At 72.8% G+C, this 26,358-nt stretch carries 23 protein-coding genes; 16 read left to right on the forward strand and 7 right to left on the reverse strand.

Going from position 1 to position 26,358, the window contains the following annotated elements; all coding sequences use genetic code 11:
- Positions 1-44 precede the first annotated feature (44 nt).
- The gene (locus ACGFNV_RS21965; RefSeq protein WP_393624733.1) at positions 45-749 is read left to right on the forward strand and encodes a class I SAM-dependent methyltransferase; all 705 of its coding nucleotides are present in this window, start codon (positions 45-47) and stop codon (positions 747-749) included.
- An 87-nt stretch (positions 750-836) separates the two neighbouring features.
- Here the strand turns inward: ACGFNV_RS21965 and ACGFNV_RS21970 are convergent, their stop codons facing one another.
- Positions 837-1,055 (reverse strand): hypothetical protein, encoded by a 219-nt coding sequence (locus tag ACGFNV_RS21970; RefSeq protein WP_393624633.1) that lies wholly within the window; start codon positions 1,053-1,055, stop codon positions 837-839.
- A gap of 151 nt (positions 1,056-1,206) precedes the next feature.
- On the opposite strand from ACGFNV_RS21970, the gene ACGFNV_RS21975 reads away from it, so the two are divergent.
- Positions 1,207-2,415 carry a bifunctional adenosylcobinamide kinase/adenosylcobinamide-phosphate guanylyltransferase gene (locus ACGFNV_RS21975; protein ID WP_393624634.1) on the forward strand — a complete coding sequence of 403 codons (1,209 nt, stop codon included), beginning with the start codon at positions 1,207-1,209 and terminating at the stop codon, positions 2,413-2,415.
- Between the two features lie 38 nt (positions 2,416-2,453).
- Here the strand turns inward: ACGFNV_RS21975 and ACGFNV_RS21980 are convergent, their stop codons facing one another.
- Positions 2,454-3,368 carry a class I SAM-dependent methyltransferase gene (locus ACGFNV_RS21980; RefSeq protein WP_393624635.1) on the reverse strand — a complete coding sequence of 305 codons (915 nt, stop codon included), beginning with the start codon at positions 3,366-3,368 and terminating at the stop codon, positions 2,454-2,456.
- Positions 3,369-3,512: 144 nt separating this feature from the next.
- Here ACGFNV_RS21980 and cobT point away from each other — a divergent pair, with 144 nt between their 5' ends.
- From cobT to ACGFNV_RS21995, 3 genes are read left to right on the forward strand one after another with little or no spacing between them, the layout of a single operon-like run.
- A complete protein-coding gene (gene cobT, locus ACGFNV_RS21985; RefSeq protein ID WP_393624636.1) occupies positions 3,513-4,634 on the forward strand; it encodes a nicotinate-nucleotide--dimethylbenzimidazole phosphoribosyltransferase in 1,122 nt (373 codons plus the stop codon).
- A gap of 55 nt (positions 4,635-4,689) precedes the next feature.
- Positions 4,690-6,339 carry a phosphatidylglycerol lysyltransferase domain-containing protein gene (locus tag ACGFNV_RS21990; protein WP_393624637.1) on the forward strand — a complete coding sequence of 550 codons (1,650 nt, stop codon included), beginning with the start codon at positions 4,690-4,692 and terminating at the stop codon, positions 6,337-6,339.
- A complete protein-coding gene (locus tag ACGFNV_RS21995) occupies positions 6,336-7,076 on the forward strand; it encodes a hypothetical protein (RefSeq protein ID WP_393624638.1) in 741 nt (246 codons plus the stop codon). The genes ACGFNV_RS21990 and ACGFNV_RS21995 overlap by 4 nt, the downstream gene beginning before the upstream one ends.
- Here the strand turns inward: ACGFNV_RS21995 and ACGFNV_RS22000 are convergent.
- The gene (locus ACGFNV_RS22000; protein ID WP_393624639.1) at positions 6,980-7,741 is read right to left on the reverse strand and encodes a hypothetical protein; all 762 of its coding nucleotides are present in this window, start codon (positions 7,739-7,741) and stop codon (positions 6,980-6,982) included. The genes ACGFNV_RS21995 and ACGFNV_RS22000 overlap by 97 nt on opposite strands.
- Before the next feature lie 60 nt (positions 7,742-7,801).
- On the opposite strand from ACGFNV_RS22000, the gene ACGFNV_RS22005 reads away from it, so the two are divergent.
- Entirely contained in the window at positions 7,802-8,596 is a 795-nt protein-coding gene (locus tag ACGFNV_RS22005; RefSeq protein ID WP_393624640.1) for an adenosylcobinamide-GDP ribazoletransferase, read from the forward strand.
- 2 nt (positions 8,597-8,598) lie between these two features.
- On the opposite strand, the gene ACGFNV_RS22010 is transcribed toward ACGFNV_RS22005, so the two are convergent.
- Positions 8,599-9,423: an endo alpha-1,4 polygalactosaminidase gene (locus ACGFNV_RS22010; RefSeq protein ID WP_393624641.1), complete on the reverse strand. Its 825-nt coding sequence runs from the start codon at positions 9,421-9,423 to the stop codon at positions 8,599-8,601.
- Positions 9,424-9,639: 216 nt separating this feature from the next.
- On the opposite strand from ACGFNV_RS22010, the gene ACGFNV_RS22015 reads away from it, so the two are divergent.
- The 7 genes from ACGFNV_RS22015 (at position 9,640) to ACGFNV_RS22045 (ending at position 20,443) form a co-directional block, all read left to right on the forward strand.
- On the forward strand, positions 9,640-11,178 hold the full coding sequence (locus ACGFNV_RS22015) for a leucyl aminopeptidase (protein WP_393624642.1): 1,539 nt from the start codon (positions 9,640-9,642) through the stop codon (positions 11,176-11,178).
- 372 nt (positions 11,179-11,550) lie between these two features.
- Positions 11,551-12,939, forward strand: a complete 1,389-nt coding sequence (lpdA, locus tag ACGFNV_RS22020; protein WP_393624643.1) for a dihydrolipoyl dehydrogenase — start codon at positions 11,551-11,553, stop codon at positions 12,937-12,939.
- Positions 12,940-13,014: 75 nt separating this feature from the next.
- A complete protein-coding gene (sucB, locus tag ACGFNV_RS22025) occupies positions 13,015-14,841 on the forward strand; it encodes a 2-oxoglutarate dehydrogenase, E2 component, dihydrolipoamide succinyltransferase (RefSeq protein ID WP_393624644.1) in 1,827 nt (608 codons plus the stop codon).
- Between the two features lie 324 nt (positions 14,842-15,165).
- Positions 15,166-15,789: a GntR family transcriptional regulator gene (locus tag ACGFNV_RS22030; protein ID WP_393624645.1), complete on the forward strand. Its 624-nt coding sequence runs from the start codon at positions 15,166-15,168 to the stop codon at positions 15,787-15,789.
- Between the two features lie 299 nt (positions 15,790-16,088).
- Positions 16,089-18,791 (forward strand): pyruvate dehydrogenase (acetyl-transferring), homodimeric type, encoded by a 2,703-nt coding sequence (gene aceE, locus ACGFNV_RS22035; RefSeq protein ID WP_393624646.1) that lies wholly within the window; start codon positions 16,089-16,091, stop codon positions 18,789-18,791.
- Positions 18,792-18,883: 92 nt separating this feature from the next.
- On the forward strand, positions 18,884-19,867 hold the full coding sequence (locus ACGFNV_RS22040) for a helix-turn-helix transcriptional regulator (protein ID WP_393624647.1): 984 nt from the start codon (positions 18,884-18,886) through the stop codon (positions 19,865-19,867).
- Between the two features lie 57 nt (positions 19,868-19,924).
- Complete coding sequence (locus ACGFNV_RS22045) at positions 19,925-20,443, forward strand: DUF4240 domain-containing protein (protein WP_393624734.1); 519 nt, start codon at positions 19,925-19,927, stop codon at positions 20,441-20,443.
- Positions 20,444-20,621: 178 nt separating this feature from the next.
- On the opposite strand, the gene ACGFNV_RS22050 is transcribed toward ACGFNV_RS22045, so the two are convergent.
- Together ACGFNV_RS22050 and ACGFNV_RS22055 are read right to left on the reverse strand one after the other, a co-directional pair.
- On the reverse strand, positions 20,622-20,864 hold the full coding sequence (locus ACGFNV_RS22050; protein WP_393624648.1) for a hypothetical protein: 243 nt from the start codon (positions 20,862-20,864) through the stop codon (positions 20,622-20,624).
- 72 nt (positions 20,865-20,936) lie between these two features.
- Entirely contained in the window at positions 20,937-21,695 is a 759-nt protein-coding gene (locus ACGFNV_RS22055) for a peptidoglycan recognition protein (protein WP_393624735.1), read from the reverse strand.
- Between the two features lie 256 nt (positions 21,696-21,951).
- Between ACGFNV_RS22055 and ACGFNV_RS22060 the strand changes: the two genes are divergently transcribed.
- The gene (locus ACGFNV_RS22060; protein WP_393624649.1) at positions 21,952-23,136 is read left to right on the forward strand and encodes a MarP family serine protease; all 1,185 of its coding nucleotides are present in this window, start codon (positions 21,952-21,954) and stop codon (positions 23,134-23,136) included.
- A gap of 15 nt (positions 23,137-23,151) precedes the next feature.
- Here ACGFNV_RS22060 and ACGFNV_RS22065 read toward each other — a convergent pair whose 3' ends face one another.
- Positions 23,152-23,652, reverse strand: coding sequence for a GNAT family N-acetyltransferase (locus ACGFNV_RS22065; RefSeq protein ID WP_393624650.1), 501 nt, complete (start codon positions 23,650-23,652; stop codon positions 23,152-23,154).
- A 75-nt stretch (positions 23,653-23,727) separates the two neighbouring features.
- On the opposite strand from ACGFNV_RS22065, the gene ACGFNV_RS22070 reads away from it, so the two are divergent.
- Together ACGFNV_RS22070 and ACGFNV_RS22075 are read left to right on the forward strand one after the other, a co-directional pair.
- Positions 23,728-24,621 carry a TIGR01777 family oxidoreductase gene (locus tag ACGFNV_RS22070; protein ID WP_393624651.1) on the forward strand — a complete coding sequence of 298 codons (894 nt, stop codon included), beginning with the start codon at positions 23,728-23,730 and terminating at the stop codon, positions 24,619-24,621.
- Positions 24,622-24,782: 161 nt separating this feature from the next.
- The gene (locus tag ACGFNV_RS22075) at positions 24,783-26,159 is read left to right on the forward strand and encodes an NAD(P)/FAD-dependent oxidoreductase (RefSeq protein WP_393624652.1); all 1,377 of its coding nucleotides are present in this window, start codon (positions 24,783-24,785) and stop codon (positions 26,157-26,159) included.
- Positions 26,160-26,358: the final 199 nt, after the last annotated feature.

A 26,358-nucleotide genomic window follows, 5' to 3' on the forward strand; every position in this document is an offset into this window, starting at 1 on the left:
GGCTCGGCAAGCTGGGCGCGCTGCGTGACGTCGTACGACAGGAGCTGGTCTCCCGCCAGCTCGAAGAGCAGATAGTGGGCCGGTATCCGGTCGGGCAGCGGCTGCGGGTGCTCGACGTGGGGATGGGCCAGGGCACGCAGGCGCTGCGGCTGGCCCGGGCCGGGCACCAGGTGACCGGTCTCGAACAGGACGCGGAGATGATCGCCGCGGCCCGCGAGGCCCTCTCCGGTGAGCCGGAGGGCATCCGGGAGCGGATGCGGATCATCGCGGGCGACGGCCGCGACACCGGCGTGCACTTCCTGCCGGGCAGCTTCGACGTGGTGCTGTGCCACGGCGTCCTCATGTACGTCGAGGAGCCGGACGCGCTGCTGGCCGGGCTGGCCCGGATGCTCGCCCCGGGCGGGCTGCTGTCCCTGCTCGTGCGCAACGGCGACGCGCTGGCGATGCGGCCGGGCCTGTCCGGCGACTGGACCGGCACCCTGGGCGCCTTCGACACGGTGTCCTACACCAACCGGCTCGGGCTGGACGTACGCGCGGACCGGCTCGCCACGCTGACCGCGACGCTGGCCGGGATCGGGGCGCCGCTCCAGGCCTGGTACGGCGTGCGGATCTTCACCGACACGGCGGCGGACGACGCGGAGCTCCCGGCGGACCTGGACGCGCTGCTGGCCGCGGAGGAGCGGGCGGGACGGACGGATCCGTACCGAGGGGTCGCGGCGTTGCTGCATCTGTGCGGGGTGCGGGGCTGAGGCCCCTGAGCACGGACATGAAGGACATGAAGGAGGGGCGGCCCGGTGCGGGCCGCCCCTCCTTGTCGTACGGGTGGTTCGGGTCGGTTACGACGCCGGCTCTTCGGCGTGCAGGCTCATCGGGCCGTAGATCTCCGTGACGTCCTCGAACAGCCGCACCTGGTCCGTGCCGCCTTCGACCAGGGCCTTCCACTGCTCCCCGATCCACGACTCGGCGTCTCCCTGTGTCGTGAACTCCTCGGGCTGCACCGCGGGCTGGACCTCCGTCCCGTCGGCCTTCTCGAACCGCCACGTCCATGCCGCCATGTACGCCTCCCAGATGTGAACAGGTGCAGGGAAGAGCGTATGCGCTCCGCCGGGTGCGCCGTGAAATTCCGGCCCACGTGTGTGACAGCCCCGCGCCCCTTGGGGGGGTGTCCGGTGCGCGTGTTGTGTCGTGGACGGCGAGAATCGGTTCGTGGAAGTGACTCTGCTTGGTACAGGTGCCCCCGCCGGCCTCCCCCGGCCCGACTGTCCCTGTGCCGCCTGTGCGGTCGCCGTAGGGGTGGACGCCCGGACGGCGACAGCGGTGCTCGTGGACGGGGCGCTGTTGCTGGATCTGACGCCCGGTGCGGCGTTCGCGGCGGCGCGGGCGGGGCATTCGCTCGGGGGTGTACGGCAGGTGCTGCTGTCGCATCCGCACGACGGGCCGCCGGTCGAGGTGCCGGCCGGGCTGCCGCAGCCCGCGCGGGTGCCGGACGGGCGGGAGTTGACGCTGCTGACGGGGCATCGGGTGCGGGCGGTGGCGATGGACGCGCCGGGCACGGGGTACGCGGTGACCGGGCCGGACGGGCAGCGGTTGCTGTATCTGCCGCCCGGGGGCGCGCCGGCCGGGCTGGAGGAGGGCGGTGACGCCGCCGCCGGGTACGACATGGTGCTCCTGGACGTCGTGGGGCGGCCGGACGCGTTGGCGAAGCTGCGGGCGGTGGGCGCGGTCGGGCCGACCACGGATGTGATCGCCGTTCACCTCGACCACGACGTGCCGCCCGGCGCGGAGTTGCGGCGGCGGCTCGCGGCGGCGGGGGCGCGGGCGGTGGCGGACGGGTCCACGCTGGTGGTGGGGGCGTACGAGGAGGTGCCGGACGTACCGCGGCGGACGCTGGTGCTGGGCGGGGCGCGGTCGGGGAAGTCGGTGGAGGCCGAGCGGCGGCTGGAGTCGTTTCCCGAGGTGCTGTACGTCGCCACGGGGGGTTCGCGGGGCGGGGACACCGAGTGGGCGGCCCGGGTCGCCGTGCACCGGGAGCGCAGGCCGGGGTCGTGGCGGACGGTGGAGACGTGCGACCTGGTGCCTCTGCTGGCGGAGGAGGGCGCGCCGCTGCTGATCGACTGTCTGTCCCTGTGGCTGACGGACGCGATGGACTCCGTGGGGGCGTGGGACGACGCGGTGTGGGCGGGCGGGGGTGAGCGGGCGTTGCGGGCGCGGGTCACGGAGTTGACGGCGGCGGTGCGGGCGGCTCGGCGGACCGTGGTCGCCGTGTCGAACGAGGTCGGTTCGGGGATCGTGCCGGCGACCGCGTCCGGGCGGCGGTACCGGGATGAGCTGGGGCGGTTGAACGCGGCGTTCGCGAGTGAGTGCGAGCAGGTTCTGCTGGTGGTGGCGGGGCAGGCGTGGGTGCTGCGGGGTTAGGGCCAAGGACCCCTTAGGGGTGGGCCTGGGTGACGCGTTCAGCCCTTGCGGGCGATCACCCAGTAGGCGTTGGAGAAGGCGGTGTGGCGGAGTACCGGGGCCAGGGCGCGGTCCAGGAGGGTGGCCGTGGCGGTGAAGGGGGCCGTCGCGGGGGCGGGGAGGGCGCGGGAGAGGGCGTGGGTGGTCGCCCTGGCCAGGTCGGTGGGGGTGTGGGGGGTGTGGCGGTCCAGGGTGACGATCGTGCAGCCCTCGTACTCCAGCTCGACGAGGAGGTTGGCCGGGGGGATCAGGTGGAGGTGGGTGGGCTGGGTGTGGGGGTGCCACCATCTGCCCAGCAGGGACGCGAACACGCTTTGGGGGTTGGTGAGTTCCAACAGGAGGTGGCCGCCGGGGCGGAGGGCGGCGAGGCCGGCGTGGAGTTCCGCGCGGGGGTCGGGCGTGTGCTCCAGGTGGTGAAGCATGCTGACGACGTCGTAGCGACCGCGCAGGCGGGCGGCGATGTCCGGGGCGGTGAGGTGACCGATGTACGCCTCCTCCACACGCTCGGCCGCCCAGGCCCGTTCCACGCGGCGGGTGGGGTCGAGGCCGTCGAAGGACGTGTAGGGGAAGACCCTCTTCGCCGCGACGGGGAAGCGGGCGGTGCCCGTGCCCACGTCCAGCCAGCTCTCCGGCTCGGGGAACGGCAGTATGGCGCGGGCGACGGCCCGCAGGTGCCGGAAGGTGGGGGCGCCGGGCGGGGCCGCGGCGGCGCGGCGGTGGTACTCGCGGCCTTCGGGGGTGAGGCGGGGGTTCTGGAAGGCGTGGCCGCAGTCGACGCACTCGTCGATGGGGAAGGTGTCCCGTTTGCGGGGGCGCAGACGCGTCGCGCCGCACCAGGGGCAGTCCGGTCGGCGCGGCTCGTGGAAGTGTTCGACGGGCAGGGCCAGTTGGGTGGGTCTGGGCTTGGCGGGCACGGGCGGCTCCCTACGGAGGGGCGTTACGACAATCCGCTGCAAAACGGAACGTATGGGATCAGACCCTCGGGTGCAATGACGGCACGGGGGTGTGGTGGCCATGTGGCGCGGCCCTGTTCGACCGGTGCCGGTACTGTTCGGCGAATGAGCTCGCTTAATCTCGACGACTTCTCCGATCTGATCGAACGCCCCGACGGCGGGGTCCGCCGTGACGCCGAGGCGCGCCGAGAACGTCAGATCGTGCCGCCCGGATCGCTGGGGCGCCTCGACGAACTGGGTGAGTGGCTGGCGGCGGCGCAGGGCGCCGTGCCGGTGCGGCCGGTGGAGCGGCCTCGGGTGGTGTTGTTCGCCGGTGATCACGGCATCGCCGAGCTGGGTGTCTCCGCGCGGCCCGCGGGCAGCGCCGGGGAGCTGGTGCGGGAGGTCCTGGAGGGCGGCCGGCCCGTGTCCGTGCTGGCGCGGCGGCTCGGGGTGCCGGTGCGGGTGGTGGACATGGCGCTGGACTGCGACCCGCAGACGCTGCCGGAGGACGTCGTACGGCATCGGGTGCGGCGCGGCAGTGGCCGTATCGACATCGAGGACGCGCTGACCCTGGAGGAGGCCGAGGCGGCCTTCCGGGCCGGGGTCGCGGTCGCCGACGAGGAGGCCGACTCCGGTACGGATCTGGTCGTGCTCGGCGATGTGAGCGTGGGCGGGACCACGGTGGCGGGTGTGCTGGTCGCCGCGTTGTGCGGGACCGACGCCTCCGTGGTGACCGGGCGGGGCGGTCTCGCGATCGACGACCTGGCGTGGATGCGCAAGTGCGCGGCGATCCGCGACGCGTTGCGGCGGGCCCGGCCGGTGCTCGGGGACCAGTTGCAGCTGCTGGCGACCGCGGGCGGCGCCGATGTCGCCGCGATGACGGGGTTCCTGCTGCAGAGCGCCGTACGGAAGATGCCGGTGGTCCTCGACGGTGTCGTGGCCGCCGCCTGTGCGCTGGTCGGGCAGCGGATCGCGTTCCGGGCGCCGGACTGGTGGCTCGCGGCCCACAACAGCGGCGAGCCGGGACAGAGCAAGGCACTGGACCGGATGGCGCTCGAGCCGCTGCTGGACCAGGGCGTGAAGGTGGGCGAGGGCGCGGGCGCCCTGCTGGCCCTGCCCCTGGTGCTGGCCGCGTCCGCGCTGGCGGCGGAACTGCCGGAGAGGCCCGAGGCTTCCGAGGCGGCGGAGCCCGAGAAGCCGGAGACGGAGAAGCCGGAGACGGAGAAGCCGGAGACGGAGGAGTAGTCCGGCCGGTTCGGCACCGCCGGACGAGGCCGTCGGGACCATATGATCCCAACTCATGGGATATGCCCGATTCGCCGTCTGGTATCTGCGTCTCGTCGCGTTCGTCAACTTCCTCAGTGCGCTGTGGGTGTCCCTGGGGCAGGACGTGCGACGGCACAACCAGCAGGACTTGTTCACGCCGTATCTGCTGACCGCCGGCTTCGCCTCCGGGGTCTTCACGGTGTTCCTGGCGGTCACCATGCGGCGTCGCAAGCGCGCCGCATGGATCCTGAACCTCGGGCTCAGTGGGGCGTTCCTCGCGCTGTTCACGTTCGCCATGGCGTTCCCCGAGATCCGGCGGCACCCGCAGAACTGGGTCTCACTGGGCCTGACCGCCGCCTTCGTGGCCGCGCTGGTGCTCGGACGGCGGGAGTTCTACGCCAAGGGCGACCGGGCCAACCCGAAGCTCGCGGCCGTCGTGGGCGTGGGCGGACTGCTCGCGTCGTCGCTGCTCGCGGCGCTGCTGGTGACGGCGACCAACCAGGCGCGGGCCGCGTCCACCTTCGCCGAACGCTGGCGCTACGGCACGCTCCGGCTGGTCTCCATCTCCGACTTCCGCTCCCCCGGCATCACCACGCCGAACTGGGTCGACGTGGCCGTCAACGTGCTCAGTACGGCCCTCGTCCTCACCGTCCTGTACGCCGCCTTCCGCTCCCGGCGGGCCGTCGACCCGCTCACCGAGGACGATGAGCGGCGGCTGCGGGACCTGTTGGAGCGGCACGGGGAGCGGGACTCGCTCGGATACTTCGCGCTGCGCCGGGAGAAGAGCGTCGTCTGGTCCCCCACCGGCAAGGCGGCCGTCGCCTACCGGGTCGTCGGCGGGGTGTCGCTGGCCTCCGGGGACCCGCTCGGGGACCCGGAGGCGTGGCCCGGGGCGATCGAGCCGTGGCTCGCCGAGGCCCGTGCGCACGGCTGGATCCCGGCGGTGATGGGAGCGAGCGAGGAGGCCGGGACCGTGTACGCCCGGCACGGCCTCGACGCGCTGGAGCTCGGCGACGAGGCTGTCGTGGAGGTCGCCGACTTCACCCTGGAGGGGCGGGCCATGCGGACCGTACGGCAGGCGTACAACCGGGTGCGGCGGGCCGGGTACACCGTGCGCGTACGGCGGCACGAGGACGTTCCGGCCGACGAGATGGCCGCTCTGGTGCGGCGCGCGGACGGCTGGCGCGACGGGGCCACCGAGCGGGGGTTCAGCATGGCGCTGGGGCGGCTCGGGGATCCCGGGGACGGGCGGTGCGTGATGCTCGAGTGCGCGGACGCCCACGGCGAGGTGAAGGCGCTGTTGTCCTTCGTGCCGTGGGGGCCGAAGGGGCTGTCGCTGGACCTGATGCGGCGCGACCGGGACGCCGAGAACGGCCTGACGGAGTTCATGGTCATCGAGCTGTTGCGGCGCGCCGGGGAGATCGGGATCACCCAGGTGTCGCTGAACTTCGCGATGTTCCGCTCGGTGTTCGAACGGGGCGCCCGCCTGGGTGCAGGGCCGGTGCTGCGGCTGTGGCGGTCGCTGCTCAGCTTCTTCTCGCGGTGGTGGCAGATCGAGTCGCTGTACCGCGCCAACGCGAAGTACCGGCCCATCTGGGAGCCGCGCTTCCTGCTCTTCGAGAAGAGCGCGGACCTGCCCCGCATCGGTCTCGCGTCGGCCCGCGCGGAGGGGTTCCTGCGATGAGCACCCTCGCCGGCTGGGCGCGTGCGGAGTGGGGGGCGCTGTACGCGACCGCGCGCGAGCCGCTGCCGGCGCGGCGCGGGCGGGCGGTGGCGATGACGCTGGGGGCGGTGTGTCTGGCGGCGGCCCTGCACATCGTGCACCACCAGTCCTGGGGTTACCGGTTCGTTCAGGACATCGGTGCCGTACGGGCCGAGGACCCCCTGTGGCTGGCCCTCCTGCGCACCCCGCTCTCGCTCTTCGTGCCGGCGCTGGACCTGCCCGTGTGGGGCGCGCTCGTGCAGGTCCTGCTGGTGTTCGGGATCGCGGAGCTCTGCCTGGGCCGGTGGCGGACCCTCCTCGTCGCGTACGTCGCCACTGTCGCCGGCACCCTCTACGCCCGCGTCGGCATCGCCCTCGGCCCCGGCGGCCCGCTGGGCCTGCCCGCCTCGGACGCGCACCTCGTGGACACCGGCCCGTCGGCGGCCGTGGTGGGCCTGGCCGTGTTCCTCGGCCTGCGCTACGGCGCGTACGTCACCGCGGGGGCGGTCGTCCTGGCGATGGTCGTCGAGGTGATGCTGAAGGGGAACCTGGCCGGCAAGGAGCACCTGGCGGCGATCGCGGGGGTGCTGGTGCTGTGGGCGGCCTCGGCCTGGCGCGTGGGTCAGCGGCCGTCGGGGAGCTGTGCCGGGTCGGGTTTGCCGCCGAGCCAGTCCTCGAACGCCCGGCGGGGGCGGGACCAGCGGCGGTCGTGCCGGTAGGCGCGCAGCCCGGCCTTGGCCCGGGCGCGGGGGCGGTTGCGGTAGAAGCGGCGGGCCCATTTGGAGCCGGGGCGGGCCAGGCGGATGGCGCCGACCAGGGCGATGAAGGGGATGATCACACCGAAGACGGCGAGGCGGGCCTTGCCCTTGAAGAGGCAGATGAGGGCGAAGAGGAAGTTGACCCCGATGGTGCCGAGGGCCGTGCCGCGGTTCTCGGCTTCGGTCCCGGAGAGGTCGTTGACCCCGAAGGGGGCGAAGCCCAGCAGGAGCAGGCCCACCAGGGCCGCCGTGACCACCACGACCTCGACGCTCTTGCGGCCCTCCTCGGTCCAGTAGACGTCGTCGAGGTGCAGGATCAGCGCGAACTCGTCGAGGACCAGCCCGGCGCCGACGCCGAACAGGACCCCGCACAGGGCGGAGCCGAAGCCGAACCGGCTGCTGGCGACCGCGCCGAAGCCGCCGATCAGGGTGAGCAGGATCCCCGGGACCACGTGGTGGATGTGCACCCCGCCCGTCGACTCGACGTTGCGGAACGGCCCCTTGCCCGCCCGGATGAGGCGGGTGATGACCCGGGTGATCACGAAGGTCAGGATCAAGGAGGTGAGGGCGAGAAGGAGCGGCAGTTTGCCCGGTTCGACGATGTTTCGCTGCAACCAATCTCCCATATGCGCACTTTATCCCCGCCCCCCTCGGTCGCTCTTCCGACCGCCCGGTAACCTGCGCCGGTGCCCGACTCCTCCACCGCCCCCTGGCCGGACGGCCTCCGGTTCGCCTTCGGCACCCTGACCGTGCTGCCGGTCGAGGTGACCCGCTGGGACCGCGAGGCGGCGCGCGGCGGCATGCTGTGCGCCCCGCTGGCCGGGCTGGTGATCGGCGTGTGCGCCGCCGCGCTGGGGCTGCTGTCGCTCTTCCTGGGCGCCGGGCCCCTCCTCGCCGCCGTCGCCTCCACCGCCGTACCCGCCGTGCTCACCCGTGGCCTGCACCTCGACGGGCTCGCCGACACCGCGGACGGGCTCGGCAGCGGCAAGCCCGCCGAGGACGCGCTGCGGATCATGAAGCAGTCGGACATCGGACCGTTCGGCGTGATCACCCTCGTGTTCGTCCTGTTCGCCCAGGTGGCAGCGCTGGCCCAGGCGTACGGCGACTCCTGGGCCCGGGGCGCGGTGGCCGCCGTCGTCTCGGCGTCCGCGGCCCGCCTCGCGCTGACGCTGGCCGCGCGCGCCGGGGTGCCGGCCGCCCGGCCGGAGGGGCTGGGGGCCGCCGTCGCCGGGGTGGTTCCGGTGGGCGGCGCGGCGGTCGTCGCCCTGGCCGTCACCGGATTCGCCGCGGCCGTGGGCGCCCTCCTCGGGCCGTACGGCCTCGTCCGTGCCGCCCTGGCGGTGGTCGTCGCCGCCGTCGTCGCCGAACTCCTGCTGCGGCACTGCACGCGTCGCTTCGGCGGGATCACCGGCGATGTGTTCGGGGGCCTCGCGGAGACGGCGGCGACGACGGCGCTCGTGGTGCTGTCACTCGGCGTCTGACGTCAGCACGCCTGTCGCCAGGCCCCCAGTTCGTACTTCTTGAGCATGGAACTCAGCTTCAGGCGGCGGGACTCGGCGCAGAAGCGGTCCGTGGGGAGTTCGTACTCGACGTGGAAGACCGCCTTGCCTGCCTTGATGAACGGCTCCATGGTGGCGCACTCGTCGTACTGGGCGCACTGTTCGTTGACCGCGAAGTCGAAGTCGCCCACCAGCTCGGGGATCTGGTCGAGGTCGTTCTTCAGACCGACGGACATCCCCCGCTCGTGGGCCAGGCGTGCGACGAGGCGGTTGTAGCGGAGCTGGTCGGCCGCCTCGAGGGGGAAGCCGGTGGTGTTGTCGTAGCCGTCCATGTTGTCCGGCTCGACCGCGTCGAAGCCCTTCTCGCGGCACATGTCGAGGCGGGCCGCCATCAACGGTTCCAGGACGTCGGTGCGGCGGATGTCGAGCCAGCGCTCGCCCTTCCAGCCGTTGCCCTTGCCCACCACGGCTTTCGGGAACTTCCCCGCGTCCGGACGCCAGTCCTCCCAGGCGCCGGTGGAGAGGTAGCAGATGACCTTGCGGCCCTTGGCGTGCAGGGCGGCGACCGTGGCCCCGGACTGGTCGAAGCCGTCGATGTCGTAGACCGGCACGTCGACGGAGGTGTCGAGGCGGCCGCTGAGCTGCCACTGCCAGGCCACGCCGGGCTCGGGCCGCCAACGCCCGCCGCTGCCGGAGGTGTCGCCGGGTTCGTCGTCCGGAGCGGAGGTGCAGCCCGCGAGCAGCAGAAGTGCGACGAGCAGGATCGGACGTTTCACCGGGCGGTCTCCAGGCTGTGGGGCGACGTACATCAAGGATGATCTCCGACAGGTGACCACCCACAGGAATGAGCGAACGCACGCACGCGCGTAGGCTCGTCCCGGGTCCTCCGCACCGGTTCGCCGCGCCGGTGAGCACCCCCGACGGAAACCGCACCCTCGGTCCCGATCTAGGGTCGGCGGTCGGGGCCGGTCGACCCACACAGTTCGGCCAACGGAACTTCACACCGGAAGCGAGAATTCACCACCGTGACTGCTCTCACTCTCAGCACCGCCGCGGCGCCCGGCCTGCGCGCCGACGCGATCGTCGTCGGAGTCGCCAAGGGCACCGCACCCAAGTCCGCGAGCCTCGTCGTCGCACCCGGCGCCGAGGCCGTGGACAAGGGGTACGACGGCCGCCTCGCCGCCGTCCTGGAAACCCTCGGCGCCTCCGGGGCCGAGGGCGAGGTGACGAAGCTGCCCGCACCGGCCGGCTTCAAGACGCCGCTCGTGGTGGCGGTGGGGCTGGGCGCGGAGCCCGAGAAGGACTCCTCGTACGACACCGAGGCGCTGCGCAGGGCGGCCGGCGTGGCCGCCCGGGGTCTCGCCGGGTCCAAGAAGGCCGCCTTCGCCCTGCCGCTGGCGGACGCGGCTGCGGTCGGCGCGGTCGCCGAGGGCGCGCTGCTCGGCGCGTACTCCTTCGACACGTACAAGGACAACGGCAAGGACCCCAAGGCGAAGAACGGCAAGGCGCCGCTCGCCGAGGTCGCCCTGCTCGGTGCCAAGCCCCGCGACAAGGAGCACAAGGCCGCGGTCGTGCACGCGACCACGGTCACCGAGGAGCTCAACCGCGCCCGCGACCTGATCAACACCCCGCCGAACGACCTCACCCCCGAGGCGTTCGCCGCGATCGCGCAGGCCGCGGCCAAGGAGCACGGCATCAAGGTGCAGGTGCTCGACGAGAAGGCGCTCGTCAAGGGCGGCTACGGCGGCATCCTCGGCGTCGGCGGCGGCTCGGCGGCCACGCCCCGCCTGGTGAAGCTGTCGTACACGCACTCCAAGGCGAAGAAGCACCTCGCCTACGTCGGCAAGGGCATCACCTACGACTCGGGCGGCATCTCCCTCAAGCCCGCCGGGCACAACGAGACGATGAAGTGCGACATGAGCGGCGCCGCCGCCGTGTTCGCCGCGGTCGTCGCCGCCGCCCGCCTCGGCCTGGAGGTCAACGTCACCGGCTGGCTGGCGCTGGCCGAGAACATGCCGTCGGGCTCCGCCGTGCGCCCCGGTGACGTGCTGCGGATGTTCAGCGGCAAGACGGTGGAGGTGCTCAACACCGACGCCGAGGGCCGGCTCGTGCTGGCCGACGCGCTGTGGGCCGCGTCCGCGGAGAAGCCGGACGCGATCGTGGACGTCGCGACCCTGACCGGGGCGATGGTGCTCGCGCTGGGCAGCCGGACGTTCGGGATCATGGCGAACGACGACGCGTTCCGCTCCGCGGTGCACGAGGCGGCGGAGGAGGTCGGGGAGCCGGCGTGGCCGATGCCGTTGCCGGAGCACCTGCGCAAGGGGATGGACTCCCCCACGGCCGACATCGCGAACATGGGTGAGCGGATGGGCGGCGGGCTGGTGGCCGGTCTCTTCCTGCGGGAGTTCGTGGGCGAGGGGATCACGTGGGCACACCTGGACATCGCGGGGCCCGCGTTCAATGAGGGCGGGCCCTTCGGGTACACGCCGAAGGGTGGTACGGGGTCGGCCGTGCGGACGCTGGTCCGGCTCGCCGAGCTGACGTCCGCGGGCGACCTGGGCTGAGTTCCCTGGGGGAGCGGGGTTCTGTGCGCCATATCACTCGGGCCGATCCGCGGTACGGCGGGTGCGGCTCGTGTGGGGCTGGTCGCGCAGTTCCCCGCGCCCCTGGAGGGCGCCTCGGCTGATCGCGCCCGCGCGGCGGAGCCGCATATCGGCACAGCCCCGCGCCCCCGAGTGGGAGCAGTCCCCTCCTCACAAGTGAGCGTGGGGTGTCTCACACCCCGGCCCCGCGTCTCGGACGCCCTCGACAAGTGCGAAGATGGGGCTCGGCAGGACAGGGCCCCCACCACAGGGCCGAAGAAAGAGCGGCCGGACACCAGCCGCCGCCCGGTCACTGGAGACCGGCGTACGGCGCACATGCATGGAGGACGTGACGTGGCGAACGACGCCAGCACCGTTTTCGACCTAGTGATCCTCGGCGGTGGTAGTGGCGGTTACGCCGCGGCCCTGCGCGGGGCGCAGCTGGGCCTGGACGTCGCCCTGATCGAGAAGGACAAGGTCGGCGGCACCTGCCTGCACCGGGGTTGCATCCCCACCAAGGCCCTGCTGCACGCGGGCGAGATCGCCGACCAGGCCCGCGAGAGCGCGCAGTTCGGTGTGAAGGCCACCTTCGAGGGCATCGACATCGCCGGGGTCCACAAGTACAAGGACGGGGTCATCTCCGGCCTGTACAAGGGTCTCCAGGGACTCGTCGCCTCCCGCAAGGTGACGTACATCGAGGGTGAGGGCCGACTGTCCTCCCCGACCTCCGTCGACGTGAACGGCCAGCGCGTCCAGGGCCGTCACGTCCTGCTGGCGACCGGCTCCGTGCCGAAGTCGCTGCCGGGCCTGGAGATCGACGGCGACCGGATCATCTCCTCGGACCACGCCCTCGTCCTGGACCGCGTGCCGAAGTCCGCGATCATCCTGGGCGGCGGCGTCATCGGCGTCGAGTTCGCCTCCGCGTGGAAGTCCTTCGGCTCCGACGTCACGGTCATCGAGGGCCTGAAGCACCTCGTCCCGGTCGAGGACGAGAACTCCTCCAAGCTTCTTGAGCGCGCGTTCCGCAAGCGCGGCATCAAGTTCAACCTGGGCACCTTCTTCTCGAAGGCCGAGTACACCGCCGACGGCGTCAAGGTCACCCTGGCCGACGGCAAGGAGTTCGAGGCCGAGGTCCTGCTCGTCGCGGTCGGCCGCGGCCCCGTCTCCGCCGGTCTCGGCTACGAGGAGCAGGGCGTCGCCATGGACCGCGGCTACGTCCTGGTCGACGAGTACATGCGCACCAACGTCCCGACCATCTCCGCCGTCGGCGACCTGGTCCCGACGCTGCAGCTCGCGCACGTCGGCTTCGCCGAGGGCATCCTGGTGGCGGAGCGCCTGGCCGGCCTGAAGACCGTCCCGATCGACTACGACGGCGTCCCGCGGGTGACGTACTGCCACCCCGAGGTCGCCTCCGTGGGTATCACCGAGGCCAAGGCCAAGGAGATCTACGGCGCGGACAAGGTCGTCGCTCTGAAGTACAACCTGGCGGGCAACGGCAAGAGCAAGATCCTGAACACCTCGGGCGAGATCAAGCTCGTCCAGGTCAAGGACGGTGCCGTGGTCGGCGTCCACATGGTCGGTGACCGCATGGGCGAGCAGGTCGGCGAGGCCCAGCTGATCTACAACTGGGAGGCGCTGCCGGCCGAGGTCGCCCAGCTCGTCCACGCCCACCCGACGCAGAACGAGGCGCTCGGCGAGGCCCACCTGGCCCTGGCGGGCAAGCCGCTGCACTCGCACGACTGACCCCTCGGTCGACGAAGCGACTCCGCTCACAGCGACGACACAGACTTCCGCAATTCGTAAGGAGCAACCGAAACCATGGCGGTTTCCGTAACCCTTCCGGCGCTCGGCGAGAGCGTCACCGAGGGCACCGTCACCCGCTGGCTGAAGGCCGAGGGTGAGCGCGTAGAGGCCGACGAGCCGCTGCTCGAGGTCTCCACCGACAAGGTCGACACCGAGATCCCCGCGCCCGCCGCGGGCATCCTGGCGTCCATCAAGGTCGCCGAGGACGAGACCGTCGAGGTGGGCGCCGAGCTGGCGATCATCGACGACGGCACCGGCGCCCCGGCCGCTGCTCCGGCTCCGGCCGCCGAGGAGGTCGCCCCGCCGGCTCCCGAGCCGGCCCCGGCCGCCCAGCCCTCCACCGAGCAGGCCGCTCCGGCCCCGGCTCCCACCGCCGACGCCGCCGCCGGTGCCGGCAGCGCCGAGGGCACGGACGTGGTCCTGCCCGCGCTCGGCGAGTCCGTCACCGAGGGCACCGTCACCCGCTGGCTGAAGTCGGTCGGCGACTCCGTCGAGGCCGACGAGCCGCTGCTCGAGGTCTCCACGGACAAGGTCGACACCGAGATCCCGGCGCCCACCTCCGGTGTGCTGCTCGAGATCACCGTCGGTGAGGACGAGACCGCCGAGGTCGGCGCCAAGCTGGCCGTCATCGGCGCCCCGGGTGCGGCTCCGGCCGCTGCCCCGGCCCCGGCCGCCCCGGCTCCGGCGCCCGCCGCCGAGGCCCCCGCCGCTCCTGCCCCGGCCCCCGCCGCTCCGGCTCCGGCCGCCCCTGCGGCTCCGGCGCCCGCTCCGGCCGCCCCGGCCCCGCAGGCGCCCACCACCCCGGCCCCGCAGCAGCAGACCACCCCGGCTCCCGAGCCGGTCCCGTCCGCTCCGGCTCCGGCGCCCGCCCCGGTCGCCCCGGCGGCTCCGGCTCCCGCCGCCCCGGCCGGTGACGACGGCGCCTACGTGACCCCGCTGGTGCGCAAGCTCGCCGCCGAGAACGGCGTCGACCTGGGCACCGTCAAGGGCACCGGCGTCGGCGGCCGTATCCGCAAGCAGGACGTCATCGCCGCCGCCGAGGCCGCGAAGGCCGCCGCTCCGGCTCCGGCCGCTGCCGCTGCCCCGGCCGCCAAGAAGGCGCCCGCCCTGGAGGCCTCCCCCCTCCGTGGCCAGACCGTCAAGATGCCGCGCATCCGCAAGGTCATCGGCGACAACATGGTCAAGGCGCTGCACGAGCAGGCCCAGCTGTCGTCGGTCGTCGAGGTCGACGTCACCCGCCTGATGAAGCTCCGTGCCAAGGCGAAGGACTCCTTCGCGGCGCGCGAGGGCGTCAAGCTCTCCCCGATGCCGTTCTTCGTCAAGGCGGCGGCCCAGGCGCTGAAGGCCCACCCGGTCATCAACGCCAAGATCAACGAGGCCGAGGGCACGATCACCTACTTCGACACCGAGAGCGTCGGTATCGCGGTGGACTCCGAGAAGGGCCTGATGACCCCGGTCATCAAGCACGCGGGCGACCTCAACATCGCCGGTATCGCCAAGGCCACCGCCGAGCTCGCGGGCAAGGTCCGGGCCAACAAGATCACCCCGGACGAGCTGTCCGGCGCGACCTTCACCATCTCCAACACCGGTTCGCGCGGTGCGCTCTTCGACACGATCATCGTGCCGCCGGGCCAGGTCGCGATCCTCGGCATCGGTGCCACGGTCAAGCGTCCGGCCGTCATCGAGACCGAGGAGGGCACGGTCATCGGCGTCCGCGACATGACCTACCTGACCCTCTCCTACGACCACCGCCTGGTCGACGGCGCCGACGCGGCCCGCTACCTGACGGCGGTCAAGGCGATCCTGGAGGCCGGCGAGTTCGAGGTAGAGCTGGGCCTCTGATTCGCTGATCAGGCAGTACGGCGCCCCGTCCGGATCTTTCCGGGCGGGGCGCCGCTTTGCAGCGGGGCCGACTGCAACCCCCCAGGGGCCCGGGGCTGTATCGATATGCGGCTCCGCCGCGTGGGCGCGACCAGCCACACACAGTCCGCGCCCGCCGAACAACGGACCGGCCCGAGCTCCGCCGCGCCGCAAAACACCGTGTGCGCCTCGTCTCACCTGGGCAAAAGCACCCTCACGCCCCCTCCCCGCGGAGCGAACCGGCCGTATTGTCTAAACGTCGAACGCCCCCGGGGCCGAGGGGCGGCCCCTCCCTAAGGAGCCCTCATGACCGCGCCCGTCGTCCACTCGCTGCGCGAACAGATCCGCGAGCACATCGTGGAAGGGATCGTCAGCGGGCGCTGGAAGCCGGGCGAGCGGATCGTGGAGCGCCGTATCGCGACCGAGCTGGAGGTCAGCCAGACCCCCGTGCGCGAGGCCCTGCGCGAGCTGGAGTCGCTGCGACTCATCGAGTCCGCCCCCAACAAGGGCGTCCGGGTCCGCAATCTGACCGCCGCCGACCTGGAGGAGAGCTACCCGGTCCGGGCCGGCCTGGAGGCCATCGCGGCGGAGCTGGCCGCGGAGAGGCTCGCGGGCGACTGCTCGGCCCTGGAACCGCACGTCGCCGCCCTGTACGACGCCGACCGGAACTCCGACGGCACCGGCCAGGTCCGGCACACCGTCGGCTTCCACCGGGAACTCGTGCGCGCCGCCGGCAACTCCGTGCTGCTGCACACCTGGGAGGGCCTCGGCATCGAGGTGTTCACGGCGCTGTCCATCCGCTGGCTGGGGACCGTGCAGCAGTCGTACGCCGAGGAGCACGAGGAACTCGTGGCGGCGTTCCGGCGCCGGGATCCGCGGATCGCGGACATCGTGAAGGCCCACGTACTGGGCTGCGCACCCCGTGCCTGAGTCGGTCGACGCCTTGAGCGCCCCCTCGCTCAAACGTCTCCCCACCTGCGAAAACCATGCGAAAACACGGCACGGGGTGCCTGTAACCGAGGCACCCCGTGCCGATTTTCTCGTGATCAAGAGGTTTTGCCCCTCAACCCTTTGATCGATCATCGATCAATGGTTACAGTCGCCGACGGGCCGCGTAACGGCGTCGTGAACCGACACCGAACCCAGGCCCTCCGCCCTGTCCTGCCAAAGACAAAGGGCACCCCCGAACCCTGATGAGGGAACCCCCTTCGACTGAGGAAGGCGGCGACATGACCGACCCCAACGCCATCCAGCCGAGCGCGCTCGACCAGCTCCCCGACCGGGACCCGGAGGAGACCGCCGAATGGCAGGCCTCCCTGGACGCCGTCGCCAAGGCGGCCGGGCCGCACCGTGCCGCGTATCTGATGCGCCGTACGCTGGAACGCGCCGAGGGCGCCGGCATCGCGCTGCCGAAGCTCCTCGAGACGGACTACGTCAACACCATCCCCACCTCCGCCGAGCCCGCCGTGGACGGCGACGAGGCGATGGAGTCCCGGATCACCGCCTGGAACCGCTGGAACGCGGCCGCCATGGTGACCCGGGGCAGCAAACACGGCGTCGGCGGCCACATCGCCACCTTCGCCTCCGCGGCCTGGCTCTACGAGACCGGCTTCAACCACTTCTTCCGGGGCAAGGAGGCCGACGGCTCGGGCGACCAGCTCTACATCCAGGGCCACGCCTCCCCCGGCATCTACGCCCGCGCCTTCCTCGACGGCCGCCTGAACGAGACCCACCTCGACAACTTCCGCCAGGAGGCGGGCGGCGACGGCCTGCCCTCCTACCCGCACCCGCGGCGCCTGCCCTGGCTGTGGGAGTTCCCGACGGTGTCGATGGGCCTCGGCCCGCTGTCCGCGATCTACCAGGCGCGCTTCAACCGGTATCTGACCGCGCGCGGCATCAAGGACGTCTCGGACTCCCACGTCTGGGCCTTCCTCGGCGACGGCGAGATGGACGAGCCGGAGTCGACGGCCGCACTCGCGCTCGCCTCCCGCGAGGGCCTGGACAACCTGACCTTCGTCATCAACTGCAACCTGCAGCGCCTCGACGGTCCGGTCCGCGCCAACTTCAAGATCGTGCAGGAGCTGGAGGCCCAGTTCCGCGGCGCCGGCTGGAACGTCGTCAAGAGCCTGTGGGGCTCCGCCTGGGACGAGCTGTTCCAGCTCGACACGACCGGCGCGCTCGTACGCCGGCTGCGTGAGGTGCCGGACGCGCAGGTGCAGACGTACCAGACGCGCGACGCGGCCTACATCCGCGAGGACTTCTTCGGCAAGGACCCGGCGCTCGTCGAGATGGCGAAGCTGCTGAGCGACGACAAGATCCTCGAGTGCTTCCACCTCTCCCGCGGTGGCCACGAGTCCCGCAAGGTCTACGCGGCCTACAAGGCGGCCCTGGAGCACAAGGGCGCGCCGACCGTGATCCTGGCCCAGACCGTCAAGGGCTTCACCCTCGGCGAGGGCTTCGCGTCGAAGAACGCCAACCACCAGATGAAGAAGCTGACGGTGGACGAGTTCAAGAAGATGCGTGACCTGCTGGAGCTGCCGATCTCCGACAGCCAGTTCGTCGACGGGGTCGTCCCCTACGGCCACCCCGGCGCCGACTCCCCCGAGGTCCGCTACCTCCAGGAGCGCCGCGCGGCCCTCGGCGGCCCGGCCCCGGCCCGCCGTGTCCACCCGGTGGCGCCCCTCCCCGCCCCCGCGGAGAAGGCGTTCGCGTCCTTCGACAAGGGCTCGGGCTCGCAGAACGTCGCCACGACCATGGCCTTCGTCCGTCTGATCAAGGACCTGGTCCGCGACAAGGAGACGGGTAAGCGCTGGGTGCCGATCGTCCCCGACGAGGCGCGCACCTTCGGCATGGAGAGCCTCTTCCCCTCTCTCGGCATCTACTCGCCGAAGGGGCAGACGTACGAGCCGGTCGACCGTGACCAGCTGATGTACTACAAGGAGGCCACGAACGGCCAGATCCTCAACGAGGGGATCACCGAGGCCGGTTCGATGGCCGACTTCATCGCCGCGTCCACCGCGTACGCGACGCACGGCGAGGCGATGATCCCGTTCTACATCTTCTACTCGATGTTCGGCTGGCAGCGCACGGCCGACCAGATGTGGCAGCTCGGCGACCAGCTCGGCCGCGGCTTCCTCGTCGGCGCGACGGCGGGCCGCACCACGCTGACCGGTGAGGGCCTCCAGCACGCGGACGGCCACTCCCCCGTGATCGCCGCGACCAACCCGGCCGCGCTGACGTACGACCCGGCGTTCGCCTACGAGGTCGCGACGATCGTCAAGGACGGCCTGCGCCGCATGTACGGCGAGGCGGCCCCGGGCGAGGACCAGAACGTCTTCTACTACCTCACCGTCTACAACGAGCCGCTGCCGCAGCCGGCCAAGCCCGCCGCCCCCGGCATCGACGAGGGCATCGTCAAGGGCCTGTACCGCTTCAACACGGCGGAGTCGGCGGGTCTGTCCCCGGCGGCCAACGCGCCGCGGATCCAGCTGCTCGGCTCCGGTACGGCGATCCACTGGGCGCTCAAGGCGCAGCAGCTGCTGGCCGAGGAGTGGGGTGTGGCCACGGACGTCTGGTCGGCCACGTCGTGGACGGAGCTCCGCCGTGACGCGCTGGAGGCCGACGCGGCCCTCCTGCGCGGCGAGGAGCGCGTCCCGTACGTCCGGCGGGTCCTGGACGGCGCCGAGGGCCCGGTGCTCGCGGTGTCCGACTACATGCGCCAGGTGCCCGACCAGATCGCGCAGTGGGTCGAGCAGGACTACTCCTCCCTCGGTGCCGACGGTTTCGGTCTTTCCGACACCCGCGAGGCCGCCCGCCGCCACTTCGGCGTCGACGCGGAGTCCATCGTCGTGGCGGCCCTGGCCCAGCTGGCCCGTCGCGGCGAGGTGAAGGCGACGGCCGTCAAGGAAGCGCGGGAGAAGTACGGCCTGTAAGTCCTCTGAGGGCAGACGGGCGGTGAAGCGGTGAAGGGGTACGGCGGCAGCCGTGCCCCTTCGTTGTCAGTGGCCCCCGGCATCATGAACCCATGCGTGCCGCCCGGCTCATCAAGATGGTGCTTCTGCTGCAGTCCCGGCCCTCCATGACGGCCGCCGCGCTCGCGCGGGAGCTGGAGGTGTCGGAGCGGACCGTGACGCGGGACGCGCAGGCGCTGTCGGAGGCGGGGGTGCCGGTGTACGCCGATCGGGGGAGGGCCGGGGGGTACCGGCTGGTCGGCGGGTACCGGACGCGGCTGACCGGGCTGGCGCGCGGGGAGGCCGAGGCGCTGTTCCTTTCGGGGGTGCCGGGGGCGCTGCGGGAGATGGGGCTGGAGGACGCGGCCTCGGCGGCCCGGCTGAAGGTGTCCGCCGCGCTGATGCCCTCCCTGCGGGACGCCCCGCGGACGGCGGCGCAGCGGTTCCATCTGGATGCGCCGGGCTGGTTCCAGGACCCGGAGGTGCCCGCGCTGCTGCCCGTCGTCGCGGACGCGGTGTGGGACGACCGGCGGATCCGGGCCCGCTACCGGCGCGGGGAGGCCGAGGCCACCCGGGAGCTGGAGCCGTACGGACTCGTGCTCAAGGCGGGCGTCTGGTACCTGTGCGCGCGGGCGGTCGACGCCGGGGCCTTCCGGACGTACCGCGTCGGCCGGTTCGTCGCCGTCGAGGCGTCGGAGGGTCCTGACGGGCGGTTCGAGCGGGACGAGGCCTTCGATCTGCCGGGGTTCTGGGGTGAGCAGGCCGAGCGGTTCGCGCGTTCGATTCTGCGGGCCGAGGTCGTCGTACGGCTCTCGGCGGCCGGGGTGCGCGGGCTGCCGCACGCCGTCGACGCGGTGGCCGCGCGGGACGCCCTGGCCGCGGCGGAGGAGGCCGACGGGGAGGGGTGGGTGACGGTGACGCTGCGGGTGGAGTCGGAGGAGGTCGCCCATACGCAGCTCACGGCACTGGGGCCGGAGGCCGAGGTGCTGTCCCCCGCGACGCTTCGCCGGCGGTTCGCCGAGGACGCGCTGCGGCTCGGGCGGCTGTATCGCGTGTGACTTTCCCGTGTACTCCGGGGTGCGCACCACCCCCGGAGGTCCGATGCTGGACCCGTGATGGACGAGACGGAGTTCTGGGAGCTGGTGGACGCGAGCCGGGAGGCCGCCGAGGGCGACCCGGAGGAGCAGGCCGACCTTCTCGTGGAGCGGCTGCTCCAGCTGGACCCCGAGTCGGTCCTCGACTTCGCCCGTCACTTCGAGGCCCGCTACAACCGGGCGTACACCTGGGACCTGTGGGGCGCCGCCTGGGTGCTGCTCGACGGGGCCAGCGACGACGCCTTCGACTTCTTCCGCTGCTGGCTGATCGGCCAGGGCCGTGAGGTGTACGAGGGTGCCGTGCACGACCCCGACTCGCTCGCCGATCTGCTGGACGACTTCGACGAGGACGTCGACGGTGACGGCGAGGAGCTGGGCTACGCGGCGGACGAGGCGTACGAGCAGCTCACCGGCACCGTGGCGCCCGATCTGGGCATTCCGCCCGCGGCCTCGGAGCCCGAGGGCACGCCGGTCGACTTCGAGAACGAGCGGGCCCTCGCCGAGCGGTACCCCAAGCTGTGGGACCGCTTCCGGGAGTGAGTCGCGCGGCTCCTCAGGGGTCCTTGCACTATGAGCGTCCGATGAGGTCGCGTGGTCTGGTGCCGTGCATCGCAAGGCGCCGGAAGGTCCTCGTAGCGGAGCTACTAGGGCCTTTCGGCAACGCGGCGAGGCGCGGTGCCAGGCCGCGCGACCCGGGCGGGCATAGTGCAAGGACCCCTCAGGCCGCGGCGCGCCTGCGGACGGTGTCCGAGGGGAGGTAGGCCTGCGCCGGGTCGGCCCGCACCGCGTGGTGCATCGGCGCCGCGTTGGCCTGGTCGAGGGCGAACGCGATGACCGCGGCCGGGCCCAGCACGACCGTCGCGACCGCGCAGACGACGGCCCAGGGCCCGCGGGCGGTCCGGGTCCAGCCGCCGGCCGCCTTCTCCGTCGCGATCGTGGTGTGCGTACGGCTGCTGCTCATGATCCCCACCTCCGGTCGGCTTGTGTTGTCCATGACCGTAGGGCGCGGGGATCTGAGGGGCCTGCGTGCCGCCTATGGCGTTCCTGTGGACGTCCTGCCCTGGAGGCGGGCCGCACGCTCCCTGATCTCCGGGAGGCGGGCGCTGAGGGCCGCGCCCGGGCAGCTCGTCATGTAGCCGTCCTTGTGGCCGGCCAGGGTGGGCAGGGTGACGGCGCGGCCCGCGGCGTAGCGGCTGCCGCTGTTGCTGGAGGTCAGACGGACGGTCGTCCGTGGGTCGATATCGGCCAGGCCTAGCTTCCACGCGGCCAGCGCGGCGATCGCGTCGGTCATCTCCCGGGGGACGGGGACACCGGCCGTGAAGGTGCCGATCGCGGCGATGCCGACGGTGCGGTGGTTGAAGCCCTGGGTGTGGGCGCCGGTGACGGGGCGGTCGACACCGCCCGCGCGGCCCTCGTAGATCGTGCCGCAGCGGTCGACGAGGAAGTTGTAGCCGATGTCGTCCCAGTCGCGGGCGCCGGTCTGGCCCGTGTAGAAGCCGCGGATGATGCGCGGGACGTCGGCGCAGTCGTAGCCGTTGGGCGAGTCGGTGTGGTGGACGAAGACGGCGACGACCTCGTCGTCGTAGCGCGGCGGCGGCTGCGGGCGGGCGGCGTCGCCCAGCCAGGACGTGCGGGGCACCACCGGCGGCTTCACGGCCCGGTGGTGGACGGTGGCGGGGCGGGCCGTGCGGGGCCGGTGGGCCACGGCGGCCGTCACCGTGCTGTCGACGCCGTTCGCGCACAGCACCAGCGCGGCGACGGCGGCGAGGCCGGGCAGACAGCCCAGGAGCACGAGGGCCGGGCCCGGTATCCGTACCGGGCTCCGCCTCCGTGCCCCGCGCGCTCTTCGGAGGACACGCATGGTCCCACTGTCGGTCCGATCCGCTCCGCCCGCGATGTGTGGTGTGCCACCCGGTGGAACCAACGTCCTGGTCCGCGACGTTTTCCGGGGTACACGCACGCGTGGCGGGTTCCGGCCGTCACGCGCGCGTGGCTGATCACTGGGCCTCTCCCCCACGTATGAAGGGGTCCAAGAGAAAGGCGGCTCCGTGGACCTGCTCGACATCCTGCTGTTGCTGGTGATCCTGGCGTACGCGGGCTCCGGCTACCGGCGCGGACTGGTGGCGGGCTGCGTCTCGCTCGCCGGGTTCGTGGGCGGCGCGGCGGTCGGCGTGTGGATCCTCCCCTGGATGATGGACCTGGTGACACCGGGCACGACGGCGGCGACGGTGACGGCGGTGCTCACCGTGCTGGTCCCGGCGGCGGTCGGGCACGAGCTCGCGGGGCGGCTGGCGCTGCGGCTGCGGCGCGAGCTGGACCGGGGGCCGCTGCGGGTGGCCGACGGGGTGGGCGGGGCCGCGGCGAACGCGGTGGCCGTGCTGATCGTGGCCTGGGTGGCCGCGAGCGTGCTGGGCGCGTCCTCGTCGCCGCTGGTGACGTCCGCGATCCGCGACTCGAAGCTGCTCGGGGCGGTGCAGGAGGCGATGCCGGAGACCACTCCGGCGTGGTTCTCCGACGCCACGTCCGCGCTCGCCCAGGCGGGCTTCCCGCAGGTCTTCAACCCGTTCGAGAACGAGTCGACGGCCGAGGTCGCCAAGCCCACCGGCGACAGCGTCACGGCGAGCGCCACGAACGCCGCCAAGCTGAGCACCGTGAAGATCGAGGGCGTCTCGGGCACCCAGGGCCGCGAGGGCAGCGGCTTCGTGTACGCCGCCCAGCACGTGATGACCAACGCCCACGTGGTGGCCGGCATCGACGACCCGACCGTGCGCATCGGGGGCGTCGGGCGGTCGTACGAGGCCCGGGTGGTGCTCTTCGACCCGAACAAGGACGTGGCCGTGCTGTACGTCCCCGAGCTGCGCGCCCCCGTGCTGCGGTTCGAGGACGAGGCCAAGCGCGGTGACAAGGCGGTGGTCGCGGGCTATCCGCAGGACGGCGACCTGAACCTCCAGGCCGCCACGGTCGCGGTCCGGGTGAAGGCGACCGGCCAGAACATCTACAACGACGCGACGGTCACCCGCGAGATCTACTCGATCCGCTCCACCGTCCGCCCCGGCAACTCCGGCGGCCCGCTGCTGACCACCGACGGCCGGGTCTACGGCGTCGTCTTCGCCCGCTCGACGTCCGACGACGAGACGGGCTACGTCCTGACGGTGAACGAGGTGGCCTCCGACGCCGAGCGCGCGGCGAACGCGACGGCGCCGGTCGACACGGGCGACCTGATCACGTCGTGAGGGAGCCTGGTCGCCTCACACCAGCGAGCGGCCCATGAACACGTCGTCGACGTACTCGCCGGCCAGGAGGAACTCCTCCGGCAGGACCCCCTCCACCACGAAGCCCTCGGCCTCGTAGAGCCTGCGCGCGGGGGTGTTGTGGCCGAGGACGCGCAGCGTGAGGCGGCGGGCGCCGCGCCGGCGGGACTCCTCGACGGCCGCGCGGATGAGCGCCCGTCCGACACCGCGCCCGCGGGCCTCCTCGGCGACGGCCAGGCCCTGGATCTGCCGGACGTGCGCGTTGCAGGCGAGCCCCGTCGGGAAGGCCAGCCGGACGTAGCCGACGACGCGGCCGTCGAGTACGGCGACCAGGTGGTCCTCGGGGTCATGGCGTTCGTCGAAGAAGGGCGAGTACGGCGGCTGCGGCTGGGGCGAGACGGCGTGCAGCGGGGACCAGGTGGCGCGGTCCAGTGAGGCCAGCGCGTCCTCGTCCGCGAGGCCGGCGACGCGTATGCGGGGTTCCTCGGGTTCGGGCATGGAGGTCACCCTAAGCACAACCACCGGGGTGCCCCTACGGGATTTCGCGGGGCTCGCCCAGGCAGGATGGCCCTCATGGAACTCAGGAGAATCGCGGTGGCGGGCGCGTCCGGTCTCATCGGCAGCGCACTGGTGCGGTCACTGACCGCGGACGGGCACGAGGTGGTGCGCCTCGTCCGCGGTGCGCCCCGGGGCCCGGACGAGGTCCGGTGGGATCCCGAGCGCGGGTCGGTGGACGCGGCCGGGCTCACCGGGTGTGACGCCGTGGTCAATCTGGCGGGGGCCGGCGTGGGCGACCGGCGCTGGACCGAGGCGTACAAGAAGCGGGTCCGCGACAGCCGGGTGCTCGGCACGGCGGCGCTCGCGGGTGCGGTCGCCTCGCTGGACGAGCCGCCGCGGGTGTTCGTGAACGGCAGCGCGATGGGCTTCTACGGGGAGACCGGGGACCGGGAGGTCGACGAGAGCGCGCCCCCCGGGGAGGGTTTCCTGCCCTCGCTGTGCGTGGAGTGGGAGGGTGCCGCGGCGCCCGCGCGTGAGGCGGGTGCCCGTACGGTGTTCACACGGACCGGGCTGGTGGTGGCGCGTGGTGGCGGGGCCTGGGGGAAGCTGTTCCCGCTCTTCCAGGCGGGACTCGGCGGGCGGCTGGGTGACGGGCGGCAGTACTGGTCGTACATCTCACTGCACGACGAGGTCGCGGCGATCCGTCATCTCCTGGACCGGGACGACCTGTCGGGGCCGTTCAACCTGACCGCTCCGCGGCCGCTGACCAACCGTGAGATCACGGAGGCGATGGGGCGGGTGCTGCACCGGCCGACGCTGTTCGCGGTGCCGGCGCCGGTGCTGCGGGGCGTGCTCGGGGAGATGGCCGGGGACGTGCTCGGCAGTCAGCGGGTGCTGCCCACGCGGCTGCTGGGGTCCGGGTTCACTTTCGCGTTTCCGGGGATCGAGGATGCCATCCGGGCGGCGTGACAGCCCCTGCGACCATATGCGACCGCCGTGCGACCGTGCCCTGTCGATGCGCGACTGCATCTGACCGATCACGGCCCTAACCTCGATCCGAACTCGGGTATCCCGGACGGCTGTTGGGGGCATCACGTCCCCACCTGCCGCGCAACCTCGAGGAGGGGCACGTGCTTGAGCCCGCGTACCAGGCAGACGTCGTCATCGTGGGAGCCGGGGTGGCCGGACTCTCGGCGGCGCATCGGCTGAACAGCGCAGGTGTGACAACCGCCGTCCTGGAGGCCGCCCCTTACGTGGGCGGCCGGATGGCGACCGAGAAGGTCGACGGCTTCCGCCTCGACCGCGTGGGCCAGCTGTTGTCCACGTCGTATCCCGAACTACGCCTGGCCGGGGGGCTGGACGCGCTCGTGCTGCGTCCCTTCGCGCCAGGAGTCCTCCTTCACAGCGACGGACGCCGGCACCGCGCGGGTGCGCAGGTGCCCGGGCGGGGTGCCAGGGGCGCACTGCATGCGGTGCGCGCCCTCGCAAGCGCCCCCCGTTCGGCGCAGCGGCCCCGGCCGACCTCGCTGACCAAGGCGGCCCGTCCGGCGCCTCCGTGGGGCACCGCCGTCGACCAGGCCCGGCTCGGTGCGGCGCTCGGCCGGATCGCGGCCGTGCCCGTGGAACGGCTGCTGTCCCGCCCGGAGTCCTCCGCGCGGGAGGCGCTGGCCGCGCGTGGCCTGCCCGCCCGTACGGTCGACGGCTTCCTGCGTCCGCTGCTCGCGAGCCTGCTGTGCGACCCGGATCTGACGACATCGAGCCGGTGCGCCGACCTGGCCCTGCGCGCCTTCGCCTCGGGGCGGCTGTGCGTGCCGGAGGGCGGGGCAGAGGTGCTGCCGGAGCTGCTCGCGCGGACGCTGCCGCATGGCACCGTGCACACCGGGGTGCGGGTCACCTCGGTCGCCACGACCGCGGTGACGACCGCCGAGCACGGCGAGTTCCGCTGCCGTGCCGTGCTCGTGGCCACGGACGCGCGCACCGCCGCGACGCTGCTGCCGGGCCTGCGCGTGCCGGACTTCCACCCCGTGACGGTCGTCCACCACACGACGGACGAACCGCCGCAGACGGGCGCGTCGCTGCTCCTCGACGCGGACCGCGGCGGCCCCGTGGCGCACACCACGGTGGTCAGCCGGGTCGACCCCACCCGGGCACCCGCCGGCCGGGCCCTGGTCTCGTCGACGGTCCTGGGCGTGCCGCCGACCGAGATCGACACCGCCGTCCGACGGCACCTCTCCCGGCTGTACGGCACCTCCACCACCCGCTGGGAGACCCTCGCCGTGCACCACACCCCCGAGGCCGTCCCGGCGATGCGCCCACCGCACGACCACCGGCGTCCGGTACGCCTCCTGGCGGGCCTGTACGTCTGCGGCGACCACCGCGACACCAGCACCGTCCAAGGCGCACTGCACTCGGCCCACCGCGCCGCCGCGGCGATCCTGGCGGACCTGGGAGCGGCGGGTTCGATGCACGTGGCCGAGCCCCCGAGGAGTGTCCCCAGGGCAGCATGAACACAACCCGGCCCCGACCGGTTCAACACCGCCGGTCCCCGCCGCGGTGGCTGGGCGCCGCCGCGGCGGAGAGGTGCTTCGCGGCGGCCGGGGGTCGCGGCGCCCAACCACCCGACGCCCCCGGCGAGTTCGGCACCGCCGGCCCCCGACGCCGTGGCTGGACGCCGCCGCGGCGGAAAGGGAGCTTGCGACGGCCCGG

The organism is Streptomyces sp. NPDC048751 (assembly GCF_043198595.1).
Lineage (GTDB): Bacteria > Actinomycetota > Actinomycetes > Streptomycetales > Streptomycetaceae > Streptomyces.